This is a genomic window from Bacillus sp. EB106-04-02-XG92 (assembly GCF_058791995.1).
Window position 1 is genome coordinate 1 of sequence record NZ_JBYTEA010000021.1, and the last position, 15,759, is coordinate 15,759.

The window sequence follows — 15,759 nt, forward strand, 5'->3', positions numbered from 1 at the left end:
GGGTGTTGGTTGATAACACTGAAGTACCAAAAGCGACAAACATGCAAGCTCATGTAATTGAAAAGGGAACCCGCATCGCCCAAGGCGTCATAGCGCCAGTATTAACAGCTCATTTTGTTGAAGTGGACGAGCTTTCAGAGAGTGATCGTGGCACAGGTGGATTTGGGAGTACGGGTGTAAAGTAAGACCAAATTTGAATTTTATTAAGAAATGAGGTAATTAAATGTTAGATTTCGGTGAGTTGTTTTCCAAGATTGATAAGGTTCAAGAAGGGCAAGACTTAGATTGTAGTTGTACAGAATGTTATTGGAATTTTTATCATCCAAACACTCAAAATTCTAAAATGTGTACCTCTGAAAGTTTAGCTGATTTCAAAATGACACCTAATTCAACTAAATGTAAAGGTTATTGGAGTTATACAGAAGCATGTGGTCATCCTAAAGAACAAAACTAAACAAAAGCGTTATTTGAGTACAAAAGGGGATTAGGTTATGAGTATAAACTTTAGAAATTTTAAAAACAGAGAAGTAGTAGTATTTGAAGACGCGCAAGGAAGTAAATTATATGTGTCTCCTAAATCTAAATCAGTTGAGTTTTTAGCCGATACTGACCATAGTGGAAAGTTCTTATTTGATAAAGAAGAATCTACAAGCCTTATAAACTACCTAACGGAATTAGGGAAGCGAGTAAAACCTGATTTCGCACCTAAGTATGGAAATTCAGCTGGGTCAGATATGTATGAATATTATGATCGAAAATATGACAACAACGGGTATTGCAATGCAACTAGAAGATTGGACACTGTAGTTATAAACTTTGATAAACCATATGGGTCAGAGGAAAGATTGTACCTAATGACAATGCCGAAATTAGCTGACCTCTTGTGGGCGATTAAAAAGGTGGAATGAGAGTCCGAGGAAAACTAAACAAAATAGTTATTTGGCAGAAAGGATGGATGACACTTGTCGATGTATACGACAGCGAAAACTTGGGATGAAATGATGAAAGTAGTAGGGTCTTTAGAACCACCTTCATGCTTATCAGTAAATTATGATCCTGATAATGATGAGTATAAAATATGGTGCGGTAATCAGCCTTATTATTTTTATCAGGATGAGATTGAAAAACTTGATGATGAAAAACGTGCCCTAAAGAAAGAAATTAAGAAATTACGTTCATTAGTTAATAACCTGATAGAAGATTAGTATAAAAATTTCATTTTGTAGAAAAGAGGAATGGATATGACATACCTACAGCAGATAAACGAAATCGCTAGTAAGTTGCCATTCACAGTGGTTATGGATATTCATAAAAGGATTGGAGATTGGTTTGCAAGTGGCGGTAGTGGCGATGAAAATGACCCATATATATTACAACAATTAAGATATGCTGAACGAGTTTTAGAAAAACAAAGAGCAGCTAGCAAAAGCTAACTGCTCAGGTAATAGAAATGGGTTGTCTACAGTATTGACGGAATATTGAGTTTTATTTAGGGGGGTAGAGGGAAATGAGGCCACGTAGATTTGAGTATTTAATTTCTTATAAGTATTACCAAAAGAACAGTAATGCGGATTGTACGTATGTATTCAATAGTCGTTCGAAGTTAAATAGTAGAAAAGATGTCCTAGATTTAATGGATATATTAAAGGAACAATGTAACGCTCATACAGTTGTAATCAATAACATTCAATTACTTAGGGAAAAGAGAGCTTTATAAAACCAAACAAAATAATCCTTTTAATAGAAAGCGAGGTTAAAAGAATGGAAGGTAACGTAAAGCTATTAGGTGCAGACGGAATGTGCGGAATGGAGTTCACAGGGGATAAGGTTAATGTTTATAACGATGCAGGATACGTGATGGAGAGTATGACAACAAAGGAACATGTTCAGGAAGTTATTGATTTTCTTGAAGAGTGTAAAGAACAGATGGAGGCATAACATGATTAAATTCACAGTACTAGGAGAACCTGTGGCTCAAGGCAGACCAAGAGCAGGGATTCGCAACGGAAAGATAAATATGAGAGACCCAATGAAATCAAGAAATTTTAAGCAGTATGTAGGATTAGTAGCATCGCAGTATGCACCAGAGAAATTGTTAGAAGGGCCATTACAACTTGAGGTGAAGGTGTACAAGCCTTCTCTCAAGTCATTCTCCAAAAAGAAAGCATTAGCAGCAGAAGAAGGGTTGTTAAGACCAACAACAAAACCAGATGTTGATAATTATGTGAAAGGAGTAAAAGACTCACTTAACAAGGTAATATGGCATGATGACAGCCAGGTTGTAGATCTAAAGGTAAGTAAATGGTATTCAGAGAAACCACGTGTCGAAGTAACTATAAAGGAGCTGAACGGATGACAAAGATATATGTTTGGGATCGTATTGAAGGTAACGATAGAGTTATAGATGTGTATTTTTCTAGACCAGCTCAATTTAGTTATATCGATTGGATTTAATGGATAACGGAACCATGCAGAGTAGATTGGTGGGGGCTACTTTACTAAGCATGTTTCCCTTATTCAACAAAGAGATAGTAAAATTTCACGTACCTGATGTGAATGTAAAAACCAAAATTCGAAATAGGGGGATTCCTTCATGGAGAGACAATTAACATTATTACCGGCTATTGATGATAAGAAAGTACAAAAGGAAGTAGTAAGCGTATTAAAGGAATACAGAGCACTCAAAATGAGATTCAGTAATGATGTGGAGCAGGAAGGGATTAGTTTATTCCCTGAGTTACGTGATTCAAGAAATACGAGTAAATGGAAGGTGCAGCAGGTAGAAAAGGCGCTTAACAATTTATTAGATGAGGATGAGCGTAAAATCGTTGAGCGTAAGTTCCTGACGAACGAGAGAGTAAAAGATTCAGATGTTTATCATGATCTACTACTCAAGAAGACATATTTCTATGAGAAGAAGCAGAGTGCGGTTAAATTGATTGCTACTGCGCTAGGAATAATCTAAAAACAGCGAACAAAACGCGAACTTTTTGGGGGACTAAATAAAATGCTAAAAATTATAAATTATAGGTACAAGCTCTTTGAAAACCGCATATCGAAGAGGATTAGTACTCCTTAACGTATACCGCGGCAGGGCGGGCATGGGCGGTAAGAATCTCGCCGTAAGGGTGGTAAGATTCCCTTAAACGATTAACAATGACATATTCCAGTGTGGCGGGTGTGAGATTACTCGCATTCGTCATGCTGTTTTACTTCTCATTGAGTGTATAAGCGTACCGCCTTTCGTTTGTAGGCTCATAGGTAGTAAAAACACATCTGTCATGTGATTTCTTGATTTCAATGTTAATATGGATCTTTTTACAAATTGGGATATTGGTCTGTTAGATTAAATGAACTGTGAGTTATAAAAGAAGTTTCAATTGATTTATAAGGAGTTGCTCACGACAATTACTAATGTAAGTCAAGGTTCTTCTTTTAAACGATTAAACGAGCAGAGAGCATCCGCTCTTTGTTTTAGTCAATATAGACAGTCTACTGTCCTCCTTGTATATTGGCTAAAACAAGGCGTCGGAAGAAACACATACGTCTTGATATAAATCCTTTATAATTCGATATCGGCTTGCAAAGGCAGTAGCTGAAGTATTGGCCGGCTCTACGGAGCATAAACGAGAAGGTCTTTTCCTTCTCCAAGCAACCGAACACGATAACCAGGATAGCTAAAGAGCTAAAAAACTGAGTCACATTGTATGTATCGGTTGTTTTGAGAAGGTTGAGAGTACTCAGCCTTGAAATGATTGCGAAATTCCCCTTTCGTGAATGTTTCTCCCATCCCCTTTAAAGCTGTCACTTCGGTGATGGCTTTTTGTTTTGTAGGATATTCTTTTATTCTGTCGAATAGATAAGGTTAGAGAGGTGGGATGAAGAAATGTTCAAGTTAACGGAAGAGCAATATGAATTGTTTATTAAAGTACACGAAAGGCATATGCAAGCATTCGGTACTAAAAACCAGAAAAAATACGCTTTAATTAATGTGAAGGATATTGTCTGGGATGAAGAAGAAGATTGTTTAAAGGTCTACTATGAAGATGAATGGTGGCACTATACAAGAGAACTGGAATGGTATTAAGGCATCCGTAATGGGTGCTTTTTTCTTTGTTATATAGAAATTACACATTAAACGTGAAATTGAACAAAATGGACATTTGGTTAGTAGGATGAATGATGGACTTTGGTTCGGCATTAGAATTATTAAAACAAGGCGAAAGAGTTGCACGTGAAGGTTGGAATGGGAAAGATATGTTCTTGTATCTAATTAAAGGCAATGAATTATCTAAGGGATTAAAATACGGATATGGTGAGTATGTAGGAGAACCTTCATTTGTAGATACTGTTGCAATGAAAACTGCACAAAATACAATTGTTGTTGGTTGGCTAGCTTCACAATCTGATATGTTGGCAAATGATTGGGTTGAATTGTAATTGATTAAACCAATAGCAATTATCATAGGCGATGCCGTGATCTGGGTGGCGTCTTGTTTGTTGTTAAGGAGGAGATAATGGAATGCTTAAAGGGTTAGGAGCAGTATTTACATTAGCTATATTAGGGATTTTGATTCTGTCGTTTGGAGCATGGTCAGCCATATGGTTAGGGATTGCTTGGATTATTAGCTTTGTATTTAAACTAGATGTAAGCTACATGACAGTATTCACAGTTAGTTCAATTGTATGGGCATTAGCTATTGTGGTGAAAAGTTTATTCGCTTATTTAGGTAAGAAAGCAGCAGAACGTTTTTGGAATTGATTGTTGTTAAGGAAAGATAAGGGGCGAGGGGATGAAGATAACCAAGACAGAATTAAACAGACTTTTATATGAAGCTCGTACAGAAGGTTTTACATCAGGATATGAACGAGGATATGAAGTTGGTCATAGAGCCGGAATGATGCAAGATAAGGAAGGCGTTATGGTTACCGAATCAGGCATGTTTGTATTTGGGGGCTCTGTAAGGGTTAATCGTGAAAACGATAAGGAGTGATGGACATTGCTGCACGCGGCAGTTATTTTGTATTCGTTAAGCCTAGTAACTCCATTTGTATCATGGTTAATCATTAACGCATTGTTTGACGACCCGTATGTTTCATATAAAGAGTTATTAATTGATTCAATTAGAGTTCCATTTGAAGGGATAGTAATTGGATTTATATTAGCGACGATTTTCTTATATATCCTGCATTTCTATATTTAACAAAACAAACGAACACAACGAACAAAAATAGAGGAGGGAGAAACATGTTGGACAGCAAGACCGAAGAGGTAGTAGAAAGTGTGTATGAGCACGCTAAACAATTTGTCATTGAACAGCAAAAAGTATCTGTATCTTTCATTCAACGTAGATTTCGAATCGGTTACACTGCAGGGGCTACGATAGTAAAACGTTTAGAAGAAGAAGGTATTGTTGGTCCTGAAAAACCTAATTTACATCCAAGAGACGTATTAGTAAAAGAATATAGACCTAGACAAAAATAGAGATAGCTTACAAATTGTAGTTATATATAGATGAATAGACATTTTTGTCTTATAAATTAGAAATAGATATAGGTATATGTCTTTCTGTAATAAGTCTATATTCTTCCCTATTTACCTATTCATACATTTTAACTAATTTATTATGATATAGATGTTGATTAATAGTGCGTTAGATAAATTGAATGTTAAATTTATTTGAGGTGATTTCGTGCTGATCTATACAGTTATGATGTGGGACCAAGCTTATGCGGATATTAAGTTAGCTACCGCAGACAGAGAAGAAGCGTTAAAAGAATTCGAATCATGTGTAGCGTTCTCGCTGCAGGTTTGGGAAAAAGGTGAAGTGCTAATTGAAATGATAAATAGTGAAGGTGAATACTTTGCTGATGGTGGATTAGAAAGATATCCGGAAAAAGGGCAAAAGTTATTTAAGGAGATAGTTGAGCAATTGAAGTAGCGAATCTGCTGCTTTTTTAGTTTAAAAAGAAAAAAGCCCTACCTGGGCTAGATACTTTTCTTCATGCCGCAATTGCGGCATTCTCTTAAATAGATGAAATTTTTAACGGAACTTTTGAATGCGGAATTGCCGCAATTATCACAGCGACCGCTGATCTTATCGGGATGCTCTGTGTATGTGTATATCTTGTTTAGATCGTACTTTTGTTCATGCTCTTTATTTTCCATTAGTCTCACCTACATATCAATCTGAATTAATACAGCTTTACCATAATAACATGAAGCGTTCATATAATGGATGTTTTTATTTGACAAAGAGAACCTACAAACCTGCAGATTCTCTTGATAATGATTTATGGAGCAAGACCCGAAAATATAATACAATAATTCGAAAATGAGTTCAAGTAAATAAAAAGAACCCGCTGGAGTTCGGGTCCTTTTCAGAAGTGATGATGTATTCTCGGCTTGGGAACTGAGAAAAACACAAAAATATAATACATCGAGTTTTAGAGAATTTCAATACTAAATTTGGGATTACCATGAGGGGGAGTTATAACGAGTTTCTTCCTATTAATATATAAGGTGGTGGGTGATAAATGAAAACAAATGTAATGTGTAGTCAATGCCAACATGAATACAAAATTAAAGAGATTAAAAACAAACGTATTATTGAAGATATAGAAGAACATTACTTTGTATGTCCTGAATGTGGTGTAGAGCAGAATTGCTTCTATGCTGATAAGTTAGTAAGGAAGTTAATGCAACATCAAAAGAATCTACGCTTTAGATTACAGAAGGCCACAAGTGTTAAGCGTAAACAAAAGGTATGGGATGAATTACAAGAGACTAATCAGAAGGTTACGGTGGCACTGGATAGAGTGAGAGAGTTGGTCGAATCGAATGCCAAGTAAACCGAAGAAGCCGTGCGCTCATCCGAGATGTCCAGAGCTTACAACCCAACGCTATTGTGATACCCATAACAAAAATGCTACCCGTTATTATGACCGGGTACAACGTGACAGTAGGTCCACTACGTTTTATAACAGTACAGCTTGGCAAACAGTAAGACGACAAGCATTGTTACGAGATAATAACTTATGCCAACAATGCTTTAAAGAAGGAATACTGAAACCTGCTGATATGGTCCATCATAAAGTAGAAGTTAAAGAGAACTGGGAATTACGTTTGGATATAGATAACCTAGTAAGTTTATGTAATGCATGCCATAACAAGGCTCATGGGAATAGGCGGTGATTAAATGGAAAGAAAAATAGGATTGGATCTAATAGTGAACACAGGACATACTGTAGCGAAGATGAGGATTGTTGCACAGCACTTGAATTCATTAGCAGATGAGTTGAGTACTGTTGAAGATGATTATTGTATTAAAGATGCTATTAAGCTCGAAGAATACTTTGCTGATGATAAAGAAGTAGGACGAAAGGTATGTCCGAATTGTGGAGAAAAATATATTTTCAAAATCTAAAACAAATCCGTAATTGTATATAGCCCCCCTTATGAACATTTGAAGGCGGGCGACCCTCCAGACCGCCGCCCCGCTTCACGCGCAGAAAATTCCCTAAATGAAATTTTCAAAAACGGCGGTCAGGGCTCCCTAAACTAAAAATCTGAAAGGAGGTAAGAAGATGGCACGGCCAAGGCAACCAATTGACTTGATTGTATATAAAGGAAAAAAGAACTTAACAAAACAAGAAATTGAGGAACGGAAGTCGCAAGAAATTAAAGCGCCTAATAATAGGATAAAAGCACCGACTTACCTCCCAAAAGATTTAAGAAGAAAATTCAAAAGGATTTCTGACGAGCTAGTAGAGATCGGGATTATGTCTAATCTTGATGTCGATGCACTAGCTCGTTATTTATTGTCTGAAAAAATGTATTGGCAAGTAACAGAAACTTTGTTAGATACTTCACCAACAAAAATAGAAAAATTTATAAAATCTGATCAAGATGGTAATGCAGTCGAAACTATAGAAGATACCGTTTCAAATGATGTTTATACAGATTTACTCATTAATCAGGATAAGCTGTTCAAACAATGTAGACAAGCGGCCAGTGATTTAGGACTAACTATCACTTCGAGATGTAAGTTAGTTATGCCAAAGAGTGGGCAAGAACCACCAAAAACAGAGGAAGAACAGCTATTTGGCAATCGATTGTAGGTGAGAGCGATGAAAAATGAAATTGTATCAGCTCAAAGCCTGTATTTGCGAATTTATCAGTATGCAATAGACATTGTAGATAAGAAATTACCAGCATGTAAGAAGCATATACGAGCATGTGAATTGTTTTTACGTGACTTGAATTGTATCCAAGATGATAAATTCGAGTACTACTTTGATATCGAAGAATTGTATCGTTTCTATAAATGGTCATCTATGTTCAAGCATACGAAGGGTGTCCTTGCAGGAAAAAAAATAGAACTAGTTGATTTCCAATTATTCGTTGTCGCAAATATCTTTTGTTGGAAACGCAAGGACAACGATAGAAGGAAAATTAAAAAGGTTTATATTCAACTCGCTCGTAAGAATGCAAAATCACAGTTATTAGCGATAATTTGCTCCTATGAATGTTTCTTATCTAAAGAACAACAAGAGGTTTATATAGCTGGATGGGGAAGGGATCAGTCTTCCTTAGTTTACAATGAAGTATTAAGCCAAATCGCTGTGGTAGACATGCTAAAAGGGAAATTTACTGATAGCTACGGAAAAATCACTCATATAAAGAGCGGTTCAATTATCAAACCATTATCAAAAGAAGCAAGAAAAACTGGTGATGGAACGAACCCAGGTGTTTCTGTAATCGATGAATATCATGCACATGATACTAGTGAAATATATGATGTACTTATTTCAGGTATGGTAGCACGGCCAGAAGGATTAATGGTAGTCATTACAACAGCAGGTTTTGACCTTTCGAAACCATGTTTTACTGAGTATCAGTATGTAAGCAAGATATTGGACCCTAATTTACCTGTTGAAAATGAAGAATATTTCGTAATGATTTGCGAGCTTGATGAAGGCGACGATATAAAGGATGAAAGAAATTGGGTGAAAGCTAACCCTATTGTTGCTAATTACGAGGAAGGTCTTAAATTCCTGAGGAGTGAGCTTCAAATCGCCCTTGACGTTCCTGAAAAAATGCGGAATTTCTTAACTAAGAACATGAATATTTGGGTTGATATGAAAGACAGCGGATATATGGATATGTCTAAATGGAATGATTGTGGTGATGATAACCTTCAATTGAAGGATTTTGAAGGTCACGAAGCTATATTGGGCATCGATTTATCAGCGAAAATTGATTTAACATCGCTCGGGATCATTATTAAGGCAGATAAATACAACGTATTTAGTCATAGTTTTATGCCGGAAGATTCAATGAGAGAAAAAGTAAAGAAAGATAAGGTCCGTTATGACTTATGGCACGAACAGGAATACATTACTACAACTCCTGGCAGTGTTGTAGATTACAATTTCATAAAAACATATATAAAGAATTTAGAAGAAGAATATGGAATCATTGTTAAAGAAATTTGCTATGACCCTTGGAATGCAAGCCAATTTGCACAGGACCTCGAATCTGAAGGGTATATGATGATAGAAATCAGGCAAGGAATAGGCACTTTAGGCGAGCCATCTAAAAATTTCAGAGAAGAAGTGTATTCTAAAAACGTTGTTCATGATAAAAATCCTGTTTTAGATTGGGCGATTGGGAACGCGATAACTAAAGAAGATCATAACGGGAATATTATGCTGGATAAAGCTAAATCAATTGAGAGGATAGACCCTATAGCTTCTTTAATTAACGCTCATGTTAGAGCTATGCTAATGATTTCCTCAGAACCTGTAGTTGAAGTGTGGAATTTTAATGACTAGGAGGTGAAAATATGGGTTTTATGAACAATATAAAGAATGTTTTCCGAAAAAGAAAGATTACAGATGAAAATTTCGCAAAATGGAATCGTCCAAATAATAAACGGAGTTGGCAAAACCATGATGTTCTAGCAAATAACGAAACTATATTTGCAGCTGTTTCACGGTTATCTAATTCATTGGCAACATTGCCATTGAAGTTATATAAAGATTTTTATCCTATTACTAATAACAGAATGGCAGATTTAATGAATACTTCCCCGAATCCCAATATGACAAGCTTTGATTTCATTAGAACAATGGAAGTATTCCGTGATATTGAAGGAAATGCATATGCTTTAAAGCGTTATAATAATCGATTTCAGGTTGAAGCATTAGATATTTTGGACCCAACTAGAGTGGAACCGGTATTAGAAGAGAAGTCAAAAGAACTTTACTATGAAATACATGGTGACGATGGGCAACGGTATTATGTTCATAATATGGATATGATTCACGTTAAGCACATTCATACTTCTGGTTATAAAGGTATCAAGCCAATACACGTTCTAAGGGATTCTCTTGATTATGATGCACAAGTAAAAGAGTTTAGCTTAGCGCAAATGGAAAATGGAATTAAAGCGTCATTTGTATTAAAGATAGCAACTAATATGAGTGACGATAAGAAGAAATCAATGCTTAAATCGTTCAAAGAGTTCTATTCTACAAATGGAAGCGGCGTAATTATTGTAGATAATGGTTCGGATTTAAAAGAAATAAGCCGAGATTTTATTGACACAAAGGTATTTGAGGTGGAACGAATAACACGTTCTCGAGTGGCTACGGTTTACAATATACCGCCTCACATGCTCGGAGATTTTAGTAATGCTAACTTTTCAAGTATGGAACAACAATCATTAGAGTTTTTACAAAACACGTTGATTCCAATTGTAAGAATGTATGAACAAGAATTTAATAAAAAGCTTCTATCCGTTGAAGAGCGTTCACGAGGACTTACTTTTAAGTTTAACGTGAACGCTCTTTTACGTGGAGATATTCAAACTAGAGGTGAATTTTACTCGAAAGGGATTCGCTCAGGTTGGTTCAAACCTAATGAAGTTAGGGCATATGAGGAATTACCGCCTGTAGATGGTGGTGATGTACTACTTATTAGTGGTGACTTGTACCCAATTGATACACCTATTTCAGAAAGAAATAGTAAAAGAACAACTGAATCGAAAGGAGGTGAGGGTAATTAAGAAGTTCTGGGAATTTAAAAACCAAACAGATGATACAGCAGATCTTTATTTATATGTAGAAATTGCTTCATGGGGTGGAGGCTATTATGCTCATTCAGCAAAAAGCTTCAAACAAGAGTTAGATAATATGGGTGATATCAATACACTCAACGTTTATATTAACTCCCCTGGTGGTGATGTATTTGAGGGTGTTGCGATTTACAATATGCTAAAACGCCACAAGGCACATGTAAATGTACATGTGGATGGATTAGCCGCGTCTATTGCAAGTGTAATTGCAATGGCAGCAGACACGATTCATATGCCATCCAATGCAATGATGATGATTCATAATGCATGGTTATATACAGCAGGCAATTCTAATGATTTACGTGAAGCTGCAGACATGCTAGATAAAGTAAATACATCTATTAGACAGTCGTACATGCAAAAAGCTGGTGACGGTATTTCAGAAGAAGATTTAACGAAGTTAATGGATGATGAAACATGGTTAACAGCGCAGGAGTGTTTAGATTATGGTTTATGCGATGTTGTTGAATCGGCGACTGAGATTGCAGCAAGTGTAAGTAAAGATATGTTTAATCGATATAAAAACACTCCAAAAGACTTATTAGCTCAAACTAATAAGTCAAATAAAGACAATAATGTTCAAGACCAAGAATATAGAAAACAACTTATCACTGAAGCGAAAGCTAGTAGCGAAAAAGTGAAGTTAATTTTAGGAGGAATTTAAATGAATTTATACGAACTAAAAGCGAGTTTGAAAACAGTAGGCGATCAATTAGTACAAGTGGAAAATGATATTGTTGCTAAAGCAGCTGACCCGAATGTACCAATTACAGAAGTACAAAACTTAAAATCAATGAAAAATGAATTAAGTGAACGTTTTGAAGTTCTAAAAGCACAACACGATGAAAAAGAGGCAGCTCAACGCGAAGCTATTCAAGCGAAGCAAGAACAAGGTGTTCCTGGACTAAAAAGTGAAGATCCAAAAGCCCGCAAAACAGCAGCAAAAGCAGAACTAGTTCGTGTTACAATCCGTGGAGGTTCTTTATCGCAGGAAGCACGAGCGGCACTAGGGGATAAAAATTCAACTGGTGGAGAAAAGATTCTTCCAAGTACAATGACTAATGAATTATTGCATGAACCATTTGTTAAAAACCCATTAAGAGATGTATCTACATTTACAAGTGTAACTAATCTTGAAATCCCTAAAGTTACATTCACATTAGATGACGATGACTTTATTGCTGATACAGAAACAGCAAAAGAATTAAAAGCAGAAGGCGATGTTGTAGTCTTCGGACGTAACAAATTCAAGGTTTTTGTTCCTATTTCAGAAACTATTTTAGCAGCTACAGATACAAATTTAGTACAAACTGTTGATCAAGCTTTAGAAAGTGGTCTATCAGCAAAAGAGAAAAAAGTAGCATTCGCTACAACACCAAAAACTGGTGAAGAATCTATGTCATTCTATAAAGCTGGCATTAAGTCAGTAAAGGGCGACACGTTATATAAAGCTATTAAATCTGCAGTTGCAGATTTACATGAAGATTTTCGTGAAAATGCAACAATTGAAATGCGCTATGCGGATTATATGGAAATCATTGAAACACTTGCTAATGGTAGCACTACCCTATACAACGCTCAACCAGAACAGGTTTTAGGTAAACCAGTTAAATTCTGTGATTCAGCAGTAAATCCTGTTGTTGGTGATTTCAGATACTCTCACTTTAACTACGACCCGCAAATGCTTTACGATCGTGACAAAGATGTAAAAACAGGTATTGAATTATTCGTTTTAACCGCATGGTTTGATCACAAAATTAAATTAAAATCAGCATTCCGCATTGCAGAAGTGCAAGTTACACCCTAATCCACCCCAAGCGCCAACAGGATTAAAAGTTGATTCTACTACAGTAACAACGGCCAACATCAGTTGGTCTCCTGTTGTGTACGATGGGGGCATTAAAGAATATCAAGTATTCCGTAATGGAAAACAAGTAGGAACTTCGTTAACAGCGACTTATAAGGATACTGGTTTAACTGGTGATACAACGTATTCATATCAAGTTAAATCTGTAGGTAACAATGGATTGATTTCTCCATTAAGCGCTGAATTATCAGTGAAAACAGCGGCATCTAGTGGCTGATAGGTGGTATGCATATGAACGATATGCTTGAACAAGTAAAAGCATATTTACGAATCGAAGGGAGTGAGGACGATATGAACCTCACTCTTTTACTTGATTCTGCAAAAGAATATTTTACTAATGCTGGAGTTTCTGAGAAGAAGGATTCAGCTTTATATAGATTGTCAGTAATAATTTATGTAGCAATCCAATATGATCCTGATTCATATAGGAAATTGGAAAGATCTTTGCAAAGCAATATCCTTCAAATGAAATATGAAGGTGAAGCTTTATGACATTAGCTAAAAGGAATAAACGTCTAGCATTTTATATGAAAGATCCAGATGCAAAAAACGATGATGGCGAACCGATTGATGGATATAAAGAATCATTTACTACTTGGGGTTCATTCATTTTCTTGAAGGGAAGAGAATACTTCCAAGCGGCAGCAACAAACAGTGCTGTTCAAGGAAAAAGTGAAATTCGATATCGAGAAGATGTTACTGCAGATATGCAGATTAAATATAAAAATCAAATGTATGAGATTGTTTCAGTAATTCCTACTGAAAAATATACACTACTAATCATGTGGAAGCGCGGTGGTATGAATGGCTAATAGTGTAGATTTAATGGGATTTGATCAATTAATATCCGAACTTAGTAATTTGGGATTAAGAGGGGACAAAATAGAAGTCAGGGCGCTTGCAGCAGGGGCTGAACCTATTCGTCAGTCAATATCAGAATATGCACCAAGAAGTGCTAGCCCGAAACCGGCTTCTAAAAGCGAACCATGGCGTACAGGCCAACATGCCGCTGATAACATTCGCGTTACAAAGGCAAAGAATGAGGATGGCTTGAAAACAGTTAAGATTGGTATAGATAAGGCTGACCGATCTCCTTTCTTCTATATGAAATTTGTAGAATGGGGGACCTCAAAAATGCCAGCTCAGCCTTTTATAGAACCTGGATTTAGTTCTTCAAAAACTGAAGCCGTTCGTGCTATGACAGATATTCTCAGAGACGAAATGAGGTTGAAGCTTTGAAGAACTTACGTCCAGTTATTTTACAAGCTCTTGAATATAATCAAGAGCTTGTATCTGTTTTAGGGGGAAAACGAATCTATTATAGGAAAGCAAGAAATGCAGATGAGTTTCCTAGGATTACATTTTTCGAACTAAACAATGTACCAGATTCGTTTGCAGATGATGAAATAACATCAAGTGAAATCACTTTTCAAATAGATATTTGGTCAAAAAACAGTACAACAGCAATTCATTCAAAAGTCGATATGATTATGAAGGGTATTGGTTTTACGAGGTATGCAATTGCTGATTTATATGAAGATGATACACAAATATTTCATTACGCAATGAGATTTAAAAAAGTCGAGGAGGAATAAATATGGCTTTAGTCGGTTTAAAAGATTTACATTATTCAAAGGTGAAAACGGATGATAAAACAGTTCTGGAACACGATACAGTAAAAAATATTATTGGGGCGATCAACGCTAGTATTAAACCTAAAACATCTTCAGAAACTTTATATGCTGATGATGGACCAGCCGATACAGTTTCATCTCTTGGTGAAGTCGAGGTTGAATTTGAAGCACAGGACTTACCGTTAGATGTTCAAGCTGATTTATTAGGGCATACCATTAAAAACGGTGTACTTATAAAAAACGCTTCTGATATCGCTCCATATGTAGCTCTAGGTTTCCGAGCTTTGAAATCAACAAACAAATACAGATATATCTGGATGTTAAAAGGCCGTTTCGAATTAGTTGAGGAATCATACGAAACAAAAGGTGACAAGGTAAACTTCCAAACACCAAAAATTAAGGGCTCATTTATCAAAACAGATAATAATGGCGATTGGCAGTATACAGGTGATGAAGATATGACTGATTTCACTGCCGATATGGCAACGAATTGGTTTAAAAAGGTGTTTAATCCTAACGCATCAACTGGTGGAACGTTAACGAAGTAACGAGGGGGAATATCCCCTCGTTTTTTATTTCTTTATTAATGGAAGGAGTTATAAAAAATGCAAAAGATGAAAGTCACGTTGTTTATAGATGGAAAAGAAAAGGCGTTTTACTCACCTAGTTTCATTTCAGGTCGAATTGGACGTGAAGGGGCAGATTTAGAGGAAAAGTACCTAAGAAGCCAACAAATCGAATTTGAAGAAACGCAAACAGAAGTTTTAGATATCCTAATTGATTTTGTTTGTAGAGGATTCGGGAATCAATTTACTACAGATGAATTTTTGGATGGAATTGATACGCGATTTATGTATAAAACAATTGCAGCATTCTTTAAATACATCACAACTGGTGTAGTCGAAGCTATAGGTGCAGACGAAAGTGAAGAAGATATTGACCCAAACGAATAAGTGGAGAGACTACAACTTTAAAAGATTTCTTTGAAGATATGTATCTCTCCTTAATGGATCAGGGCTATAAATTAAACGAGATAGATGAAATGGATATCATATATTATTTGCGTTTGGTCAGAAAGAAAGCGAATAAACAAACAGAAAAACAATTTGCATACATC

Annotated in this window: 31 protein-coding genes and 1 pseudogene; 31 read left to right on the forward strand and 1 reads right to left on the reverse strand. The window is 36.0% G+C overall.

Annotated features, from left to right (window positions below; genetic code table 11):
• The 16 genes and pseudogenes from AC3WVA_RS27690 to AC3WVA_RS27765 form a co-directional block, all read left to right on the forward strand.
• Window positions 1–185, forward strand: a pseudogene (locus AC3WVA_RS27690) (dUTP diphosphatase); the annotation flags it as partial.
• A 38-nt stretch (window positions 186–223) separates the two neighbouring features.
• Window positions 224–454, forward strand: a complete 231-nt coding sequence (locus AC3WVA_RS27695; protein ID WP_492322342.1) for a hypothetical protein — start codon at window positions 224–226, stop codon at window positions 452–454.
• A 37-nt stretch (window positions 455–491) separates the two neighbouring features.
• Window positions 492–908 (forward strand): hypothetical protein, encoded by a 417-nt coding sequence (locus AC3WVA_RS27700; RefSeq protein WP_492322343.1) that lies wholly within the window; start codon window positions 492–494, stop codon window positions 906–908.
• A 54-nt stretch (window positions 909–962) separates the two neighbouring features.
• Window positions 963–1,205 (forward strand): hypothetical protein, encoded by a 243-nt coding sequence (locus AC3WVA_RS27705; RefSeq protein ID WP_492322344.1) that lies wholly within the window; start codon window positions 963–965, stop codon window positions 1,203–1,205.
• 36 nt (window positions 1,206–1,241) lie between these two features.
• Window positions 1,242–1,433 (forward strand): DUF6877 family protein, encoded by a 192-nt coding sequence (locus tag AC3WVA_RS27710; RefSeq protein WP_492322345.1) that lies wholly within the window; start codon window positions 1,242–1,244, stop codon window positions 1,431–1,433.
• A gap of 74 nt (window positions 1,434–1,507) precedes the next feature.
• Window positions 1,508–1,717 carry a hypothetical protein gene (locus AC3WVA_RS27715; RefSeq protein ID WP_492322346.1) on the forward strand — a complete coding sequence of 70 codons (210 nt, stop codon included), beginning with the start codon at window positions 1,508–1,510 and terminating at the stop codon, window positions 1,715–1,717.
• A 44-nt stretch (window positions 1,718–1,761) separates the two neighbouring features.
• Window positions 1,762–1,938 carry a hypothetical protein gene (locus AC3WVA_RS27720; protein WP_492322347.1) on the forward strand — a complete coding sequence of 59 codons (177 nt, stop codon included), beginning with the start codon at window positions 1,762–1,764 and terminating at the stop codon, window positions 1,936–1,938.
• Between the two features lies 1 nt (window position 1,939).
• Window positions 1,940–2,356 carry a RusA family crossover junction endodeoxyribonuclease gene (locus tag AC3WVA_RS27725; protein ID WP_492322348.1) on the forward strand — a complete coding sequence of 139 codons (417 nt, stop codon included), beginning with the start codon at window positions 1,940–1,942 and terminating at the stop codon, window positions 2,354–2,356.
• 237 nt (window positions 2,357–2,593) lie between these two features.
• Window positions 2,594–2,965: an ArpU family phage packaging/lysis transcriptional regulator gene (locus tag AC3WVA_RS27730; protein ID WP_000441079.1), complete on the forward strand. Its 372-nt coding sequence runs from the start codon at window positions 2,594–2,596 to the stop codon at window positions 2,963–2,965.
• A 921-nt stretch (window positions 2,966–3,886) separates the two neighbouring features.
• The gene (locus AC3WVA_RS27735; protein ID WP_000475602.1) at window positions 3,887–4,087 is read left to right on the forward strand and encodes a hypothetical protein; all 201 of its coding nucleotides are present in this window, start codon (window positions 3,887–3,889) and stop codon (window positions 4,085–4,087) included.
• A 95-nt stretch (window positions 4,088–4,182) separates the two neighbouring features.
• A complete protein-coding gene (locus AC3WVA_RS27740; RefSeq protein ID WP_021729068.1) occupies window positions 4,183–4,440 on the forward strand; it encodes a DUF2829 domain-containing protein in 258 nt (85 codons plus the stop codon).
• Window positions 4,441–4,522: 82 nt separating this feature from the next.
• Window positions 4,523–4,762 carry a hypothetical protein gene (locus tag AC3WVA_RS27745; RefSeq protein WP_492322349.1) on the forward strand — a complete coding sequence of 80 codons (240 nt, stop codon included), beginning with the start codon at window positions 4,523–4,525 and terminating at the stop codon, window positions 4,760–4,762.
• A 31-nt stretch (window positions 4,763–4,793) separates the two neighbouring features.
• Window positions 4,794–4,994 (forward strand): hypothetical protein, encoded by a 201-nt coding sequence (locus AC3WVA_RS27750; RefSeq protein ID WP_492322350.1) that lies wholly within the window; start codon window positions 4,794–4,796, stop codon window positions 4,992–4,994.
• Window positions 4,995–5,000: 6 nt separating this feature from the next.
• Window positions 5,001–5,204 carry a hypothetical protein gene (locus tag AC3WVA_RS27755; protein WP_492322351.1) on the forward strand — a complete coding sequence of 68 codons (204 nt, stop codon included), beginning with the start codon at window positions 5,001–5,003 and terminating at the stop codon, window positions 5,202–5,204.
• 44 nt (window positions 5,205–5,248) lie between these two features.
• Complete coding sequence (locus AC3WVA_RS27760) at window positions 5,249–5,485, forward strand: DNA translocase FtsK (RefSeq protein ID WP_492322352.1); 237 nt, start codon at window positions 5,249–5,251, stop codon at window positions 5,483–5,485.
• Window positions 5,486–5,693: 208 nt separating this feature from the next.
• On the forward strand, window positions 5,694–5,942 hold the full coding sequence (locus AC3WVA_RS27765; protein WP_492322353.1) for a hypothetical protein: 249 nt from the start codon (window positions 5,694–5,696) through the stop codon (window positions 5,940–5,942).
• 47 nt (window positions 5,943–5,989) lie between these two features.
• Here AC3WVA_RS27765 and AC3WVA_RS27770 read toward each other — a convergent pair whose 3' ends face one another.
• Entirely contained in the window at window positions 5,990–6,169 is a 180-nt protein-coding gene (locus AC3WVA_RS27770; protein ID WP_492322354.1) for a DUF8096 family protein, read from the reverse strand.
• Window positions 6,170–6,537: 368 nt separating this feature from the next.
• On the opposite strand from AC3WVA_RS27770, the gene AC3WVA_RS27775 reads away from it, so the two are divergent.
• From AC3WVA_RS27775 to gpG, 15 genes are all read left to right on the forward strand, one after another.
• The gene (locus tag AC3WVA_RS27775) at window positions 6,538–6,852 is read left to right on the forward strand and encodes a hypothetical protein (RefSeq protein ID WP_492322355.1); all 315 of its coding nucleotides are present in this window, start codon (window positions 6,538–6,540) and stop codon (window positions 6,850–6,852) included.
• A complete protein-coding gene (locus AC3WVA_RS27780; RefSeq protein ID WP_492322356.1) occupies window positions 6,842–7,195 on the forward strand; it encodes an HNH endonuclease in 354 nt (117 codons plus the stop codon). Before AC3WVA_RS27775 ends, AC3WVA_RS27780 begins: the two co-directional genes overlap by 11 nt.
• 4 nt (window positions 7,196–7,199) lie before the next feature.
• Window positions 7,200–7,427 (forward strand): hypothetical protein, encoded by a 228-nt coding sequence (locus AC3WVA_RS27785; RefSeq protein ID WP_492322357.1) that lies wholly within the window; start codon window positions 7,200–7,202, stop codon window positions 7,425–7,427.
• 160 nt (window positions 7,428–7,587) lie between these two features.
• A complete protein-coding gene (locus AC3WVA_RS27790) occupies window positions 7,588–8,121 on the forward strand; it encodes a phage terminase small subunit P27 family (protein WP_492322358.1) in 534 nt (177 codons plus the stop codon).
• Between the two features lie 9 nt (window positions 8,122–8,130).
• Window positions 8,131–9,837: a terminase large subunit gene (locus tag AC3WVA_RS27795; RefSeq protein ID WP_492322359.1), complete on the forward strand. Its 1,707-nt coding sequence runs from the start codon at window positions 8,131–8,133 to the stop codon at window positions 9,835–9,837.
• Window positions 9,838–9,848: 11 nt separating this feature from the next.
• Complete coding sequence (locus AC3WVA_RS27800; protein ID WP_492322360.1) at window positions 9,849–11,072, forward strand: phage portal protein; 1,224 nt, start codon at window positions 9,849–9,851, stop codon at window positions 11,070–11,072.
• Entirely contained in the window at window positions 11,059–11,805 is a 747-nt protein-coding gene (locus tag AC3WVA_RS27805) for a head maturation protease, ClpP-related (protein WP_492322361.1), read from the forward strand. Before AC3WVA_RS27800 ends, AC3WVA_RS27805 begins: the two co-directional genes overlap by 14 nt.
• Window positions 11,806–12,948, forward strand: coding sequence for a phage major capsid protein (locus AC3WVA_RS27810; RefSeq protein WP_492322362.1), 1,143 nt, complete (start codon window positions 11,806–11,808; stop codon window positions 12,946–12,948). It begins immediately after the preceding gene.
• Window positions 12,923–13,225 carry a fibronectin type III domain-containing protein gene (locus AC3WVA_RS27815; RefSeq protein WP_492322363.1) on the forward strand — a complete coding sequence of 101 codons (303 nt, stop codon included), beginning with the start codon at window positions 12,923–12,925 and terminating at the stop codon, window positions 13,223–13,225. Before AC3WVA_RS27810 ends, AC3WVA_RS27815 begins: the two co-directional genes overlap by 26 nt.
• A 14-nt stretch (window positions 13,226–13,239) precedes the next feature.
• Window positions 13,240–13,500: a head-tail connector protein gene (locus AC3WVA_RS27820; protein ID WP_492322364.1), complete on the forward strand. Its 261-nt coding sequence runs from the start codon at window positions 13,240–13,242 to the stop codon at window positions 13,498–13,500.
• Window positions 13,497–13,820, forward strand: a complete 324-nt coding sequence (locus AC3WVA_RS27825) for a phage head closure protein (protein ID WP_492322365.1) — start codon at window positions 13,497–13,499, stop codon at window positions 13,818–13,820. Before AC3WVA_RS27820 ends, AC3WVA_RS27825 begins: the two co-directional genes overlap by 4 nt.
• A complete protein-coding gene (locus AC3WVA_RS27830; RefSeq protein WP_492322366.1) occupies window positions 13,813–14,247 on the forward strand; it encodes an HK97-gp10 family putative phage morphogenesis protein in 435 nt (144 codons plus the stop codon). Before AC3WVA_RS27825 ends, AC3WVA_RS27830 begins: the two co-directional genes overlap by 8 nt.
• Complete coding sequence (gp17, locus tag AC3WVA_RS27835) at window positions 14,244–14,603, forward strand: tail completion protein gp17 (RefSeq protein WP_492322367.1); 360 nt, start codon at window positions 14,244–14,246, stop codon at window positions 14,601–14,603. The genes AC3WVA_RS27830 and gp17 overlap by 4 nt, the downstream gene beginning before the upstream one ends.
• Window positions 14,604–14,605: 2 nt before the next feature.
• On the forward strand, window positions 14,606–15,190 hold the full coding sequence (locus tag AC3WVA_RS27840) for a major tail protein (protein ID WP_440032924.1): 585 nt from the start codon (window positions 14,606–14,608) through the stop codon (window positions 15,188–15,190).
• 57 nt (window positions 15,191–15,247) lie between these two features.
• The gene (gene gpG, locus AC3WVA_RS27845) at window positions 15,248–15,595 is read left to right on the forward strand and encodes a phage tail assembly chaperone G (protein ID WP_440032923.1); all 348 of its coding nucleotides are present in this window, start codon (window positions 15,248–15,250) and stop codon (window positions 15,593–15,595) included.
• The last annotated feature ends 164 nt before the right edge of the window (window positions 15,596–15,759 follow it).

Excerpts from the sequence above, each read along its gene's own strand:
- AC3WVA_RS27700 (WP_492322343.1), top strand. The coding sequence starts at position 492 with ATGAGTATAAACTTTAGAAATTTTAAAAACAGAGAAGTAGTAGTATTT.
- AC3WVA_RS27840 (WP_440032924.1), top strand. The coding sequence starts at position 14,606 with ATGGCTTTAGTCGGTTTAAAAGATTTACATTATTCAAAGGTGAAAACG.
- AC3WVA_RS27725 (WP_492322348.1), top strand. The coding sequence starts at position 1,940 with ATGATTAAATTCACAGTACTAGGAGAACCTGTGGCTCAAGGCAGACCA.
- AC3WVA_RS27710 (WP_492322345.1), top strand. The coding sequence starts at position 1,242 with ATGACATACCTACAGCAGATAAACGAAATCGCTAGTAAGTTGCCATTC.
- AC3WVA_RS27745 (WP_492322349.1), top strand. The coding sequence starts at position 4,523 with ATGCTTAAAGGGTTAGGAGCAGTATTTACATTAGCTATATTAGGGATT.
- AC3WVA_RS27785 (WP_492322357.1), top strand. The coding sequence starts at position 7,200 with ATGGAAAGAAAAATAGGATTGGATCTAATAGTGAACACAGGACATACT.
- AC3WVA_RS27825 (WP_492322365.1), top strand. The coding sequence starts at position 13,497 with ATGACATTAGCTAAAAGGAATAAACGTCTAGCATTTTATATGAAAGAT.
- AC3WVA_RS27830 (WP_492322366.1), top strand. The coding sequence starts at position 13,813 with ATGGCTAATAGTGTAGATTTAATGGGATTTGATCAATTAATATCCGAA.
- AC3WVA_RS27730 (WP_000441079.1), top strand. The coding sequence starts at position 2,594 with ATGGAGAGACAATTAACATTATTACCGGCTATTGATGATAAGAAAGTA.
- AC3WVA_RS27775 (WP_492322355.1), top strand. The coding sequence starts at position 6,538 with ATGAAAACAAATGTAATGTGTAGTCAATGCCAACATGAATACAAAATT.
- AC3WVA_RS27735 (WP_000475602.1), top strand. The coding sequence starts at position 3,887 with ATGTTCAAGTTAACGGAAGAGCAATATGAATTGTTTATTAAAGTACAC.
- AC3WVA_RS27770 (WP_492322354.1), bottom strand. The coding sequence starts at position 6,169 with ATGGAAAATAAAGAGCATGAACAAAAGTACGATCTAAACAAGATATAC.
- AC3WVA_RS27820 (WP_492322364.1), top strand. The coding sequence starts at position 13,240 with ATGAACGATATGCTTGAACAAGTAAAAGCATATTTACGAATCGAAGGG.
- AC3WVA_RS27740 (WP_021729068.1), top strand. The coding sequence starts at position 4,183 with ATGGACTTTGGTTCGGCATTAGAATTATTAAAACAAGGCGAAAGAGTT.
- AC3WVA_RS27695 (WP_492322342.1), top strand. The coding sequence starts at position 224 with ATGTTAGATTTCGGTGAGTTGTTTTCCAAGATTGATAAGGTTCAAGAA.
- AC3WVA_RS27795 (WP_492322359.1), top strand. The coding sequence starts at position 8,131 with ATGAAAAATGAAATTGTATCAGCTCAAAGCCTGTATTTGCGAATTTAT.
- AC3WVA_RS27750 (WP_492322350.1), top strand. The coding sequence starts at position 4,794 with ATGAAGATAACCAAGACAGAATTAAACAGACTTTTATATGAAGCTCGT.
- AC3WVA_RS27780 (WP_492322356.1), top strand. The coding sequence starts at position 6,842 with ATGCCAAGTAAACCGAAGAAGCCGTGCGCTCATCCGAGATGTCCAGAG.
- AC3WVA_RS27715 (WP_492322346.1), top strand. The coding sequence starts at position 1,508 with ATGAGGCCACGTAGATTTGAGTATTTAATTTCTTATAAGTATTACCAA.
- AC3WVA_RS27800 (WP_492322360.1), top strand. The coding sequence starts at position 9,849 with ATGGGTTTTATGAACAATATAAAGAATGTTTTCCGAAAAAGAAAGATT.
- AC3WVA_RS27810 (WP_492322362.1), top strand. The coding sequence starts at position 11,806 with ATGAATTTATACGAACTAAAAGCGAGTTTGAAAACAGTAGGCGATCAA.
- AC3WVA_RS27790 (WP_492322358.1), top strand. The coding sequence starts at position 7,588 with ATGGCACGGCCAAGGCAACCAATTGACTTGATTGTATATAAAGGAAAA.
- gpG (WP_440032923.1), top strand. The coding sequence starts at position 15,248 with ATGCAAAAGATGAAAGTCACGTTGTTTATAGATGGAAAAGAAAAGGCG.
- AC3WVA_RS27720 (WP_492322347.1), top strand. The coding sequence starts at position 1,762 with ATGGAAGGTAACGTAAAGCTATTAGGTGCAGACGGAATGTGCGGAATG.
- AC3WVA_RS27760 (WP_492322352.1), top strand. The coding sequence starts at position 5,249 with ATGTTGGACAGCAAGACCGAAGAGGTAGTAGAAAGTGTGTATGAGCAC.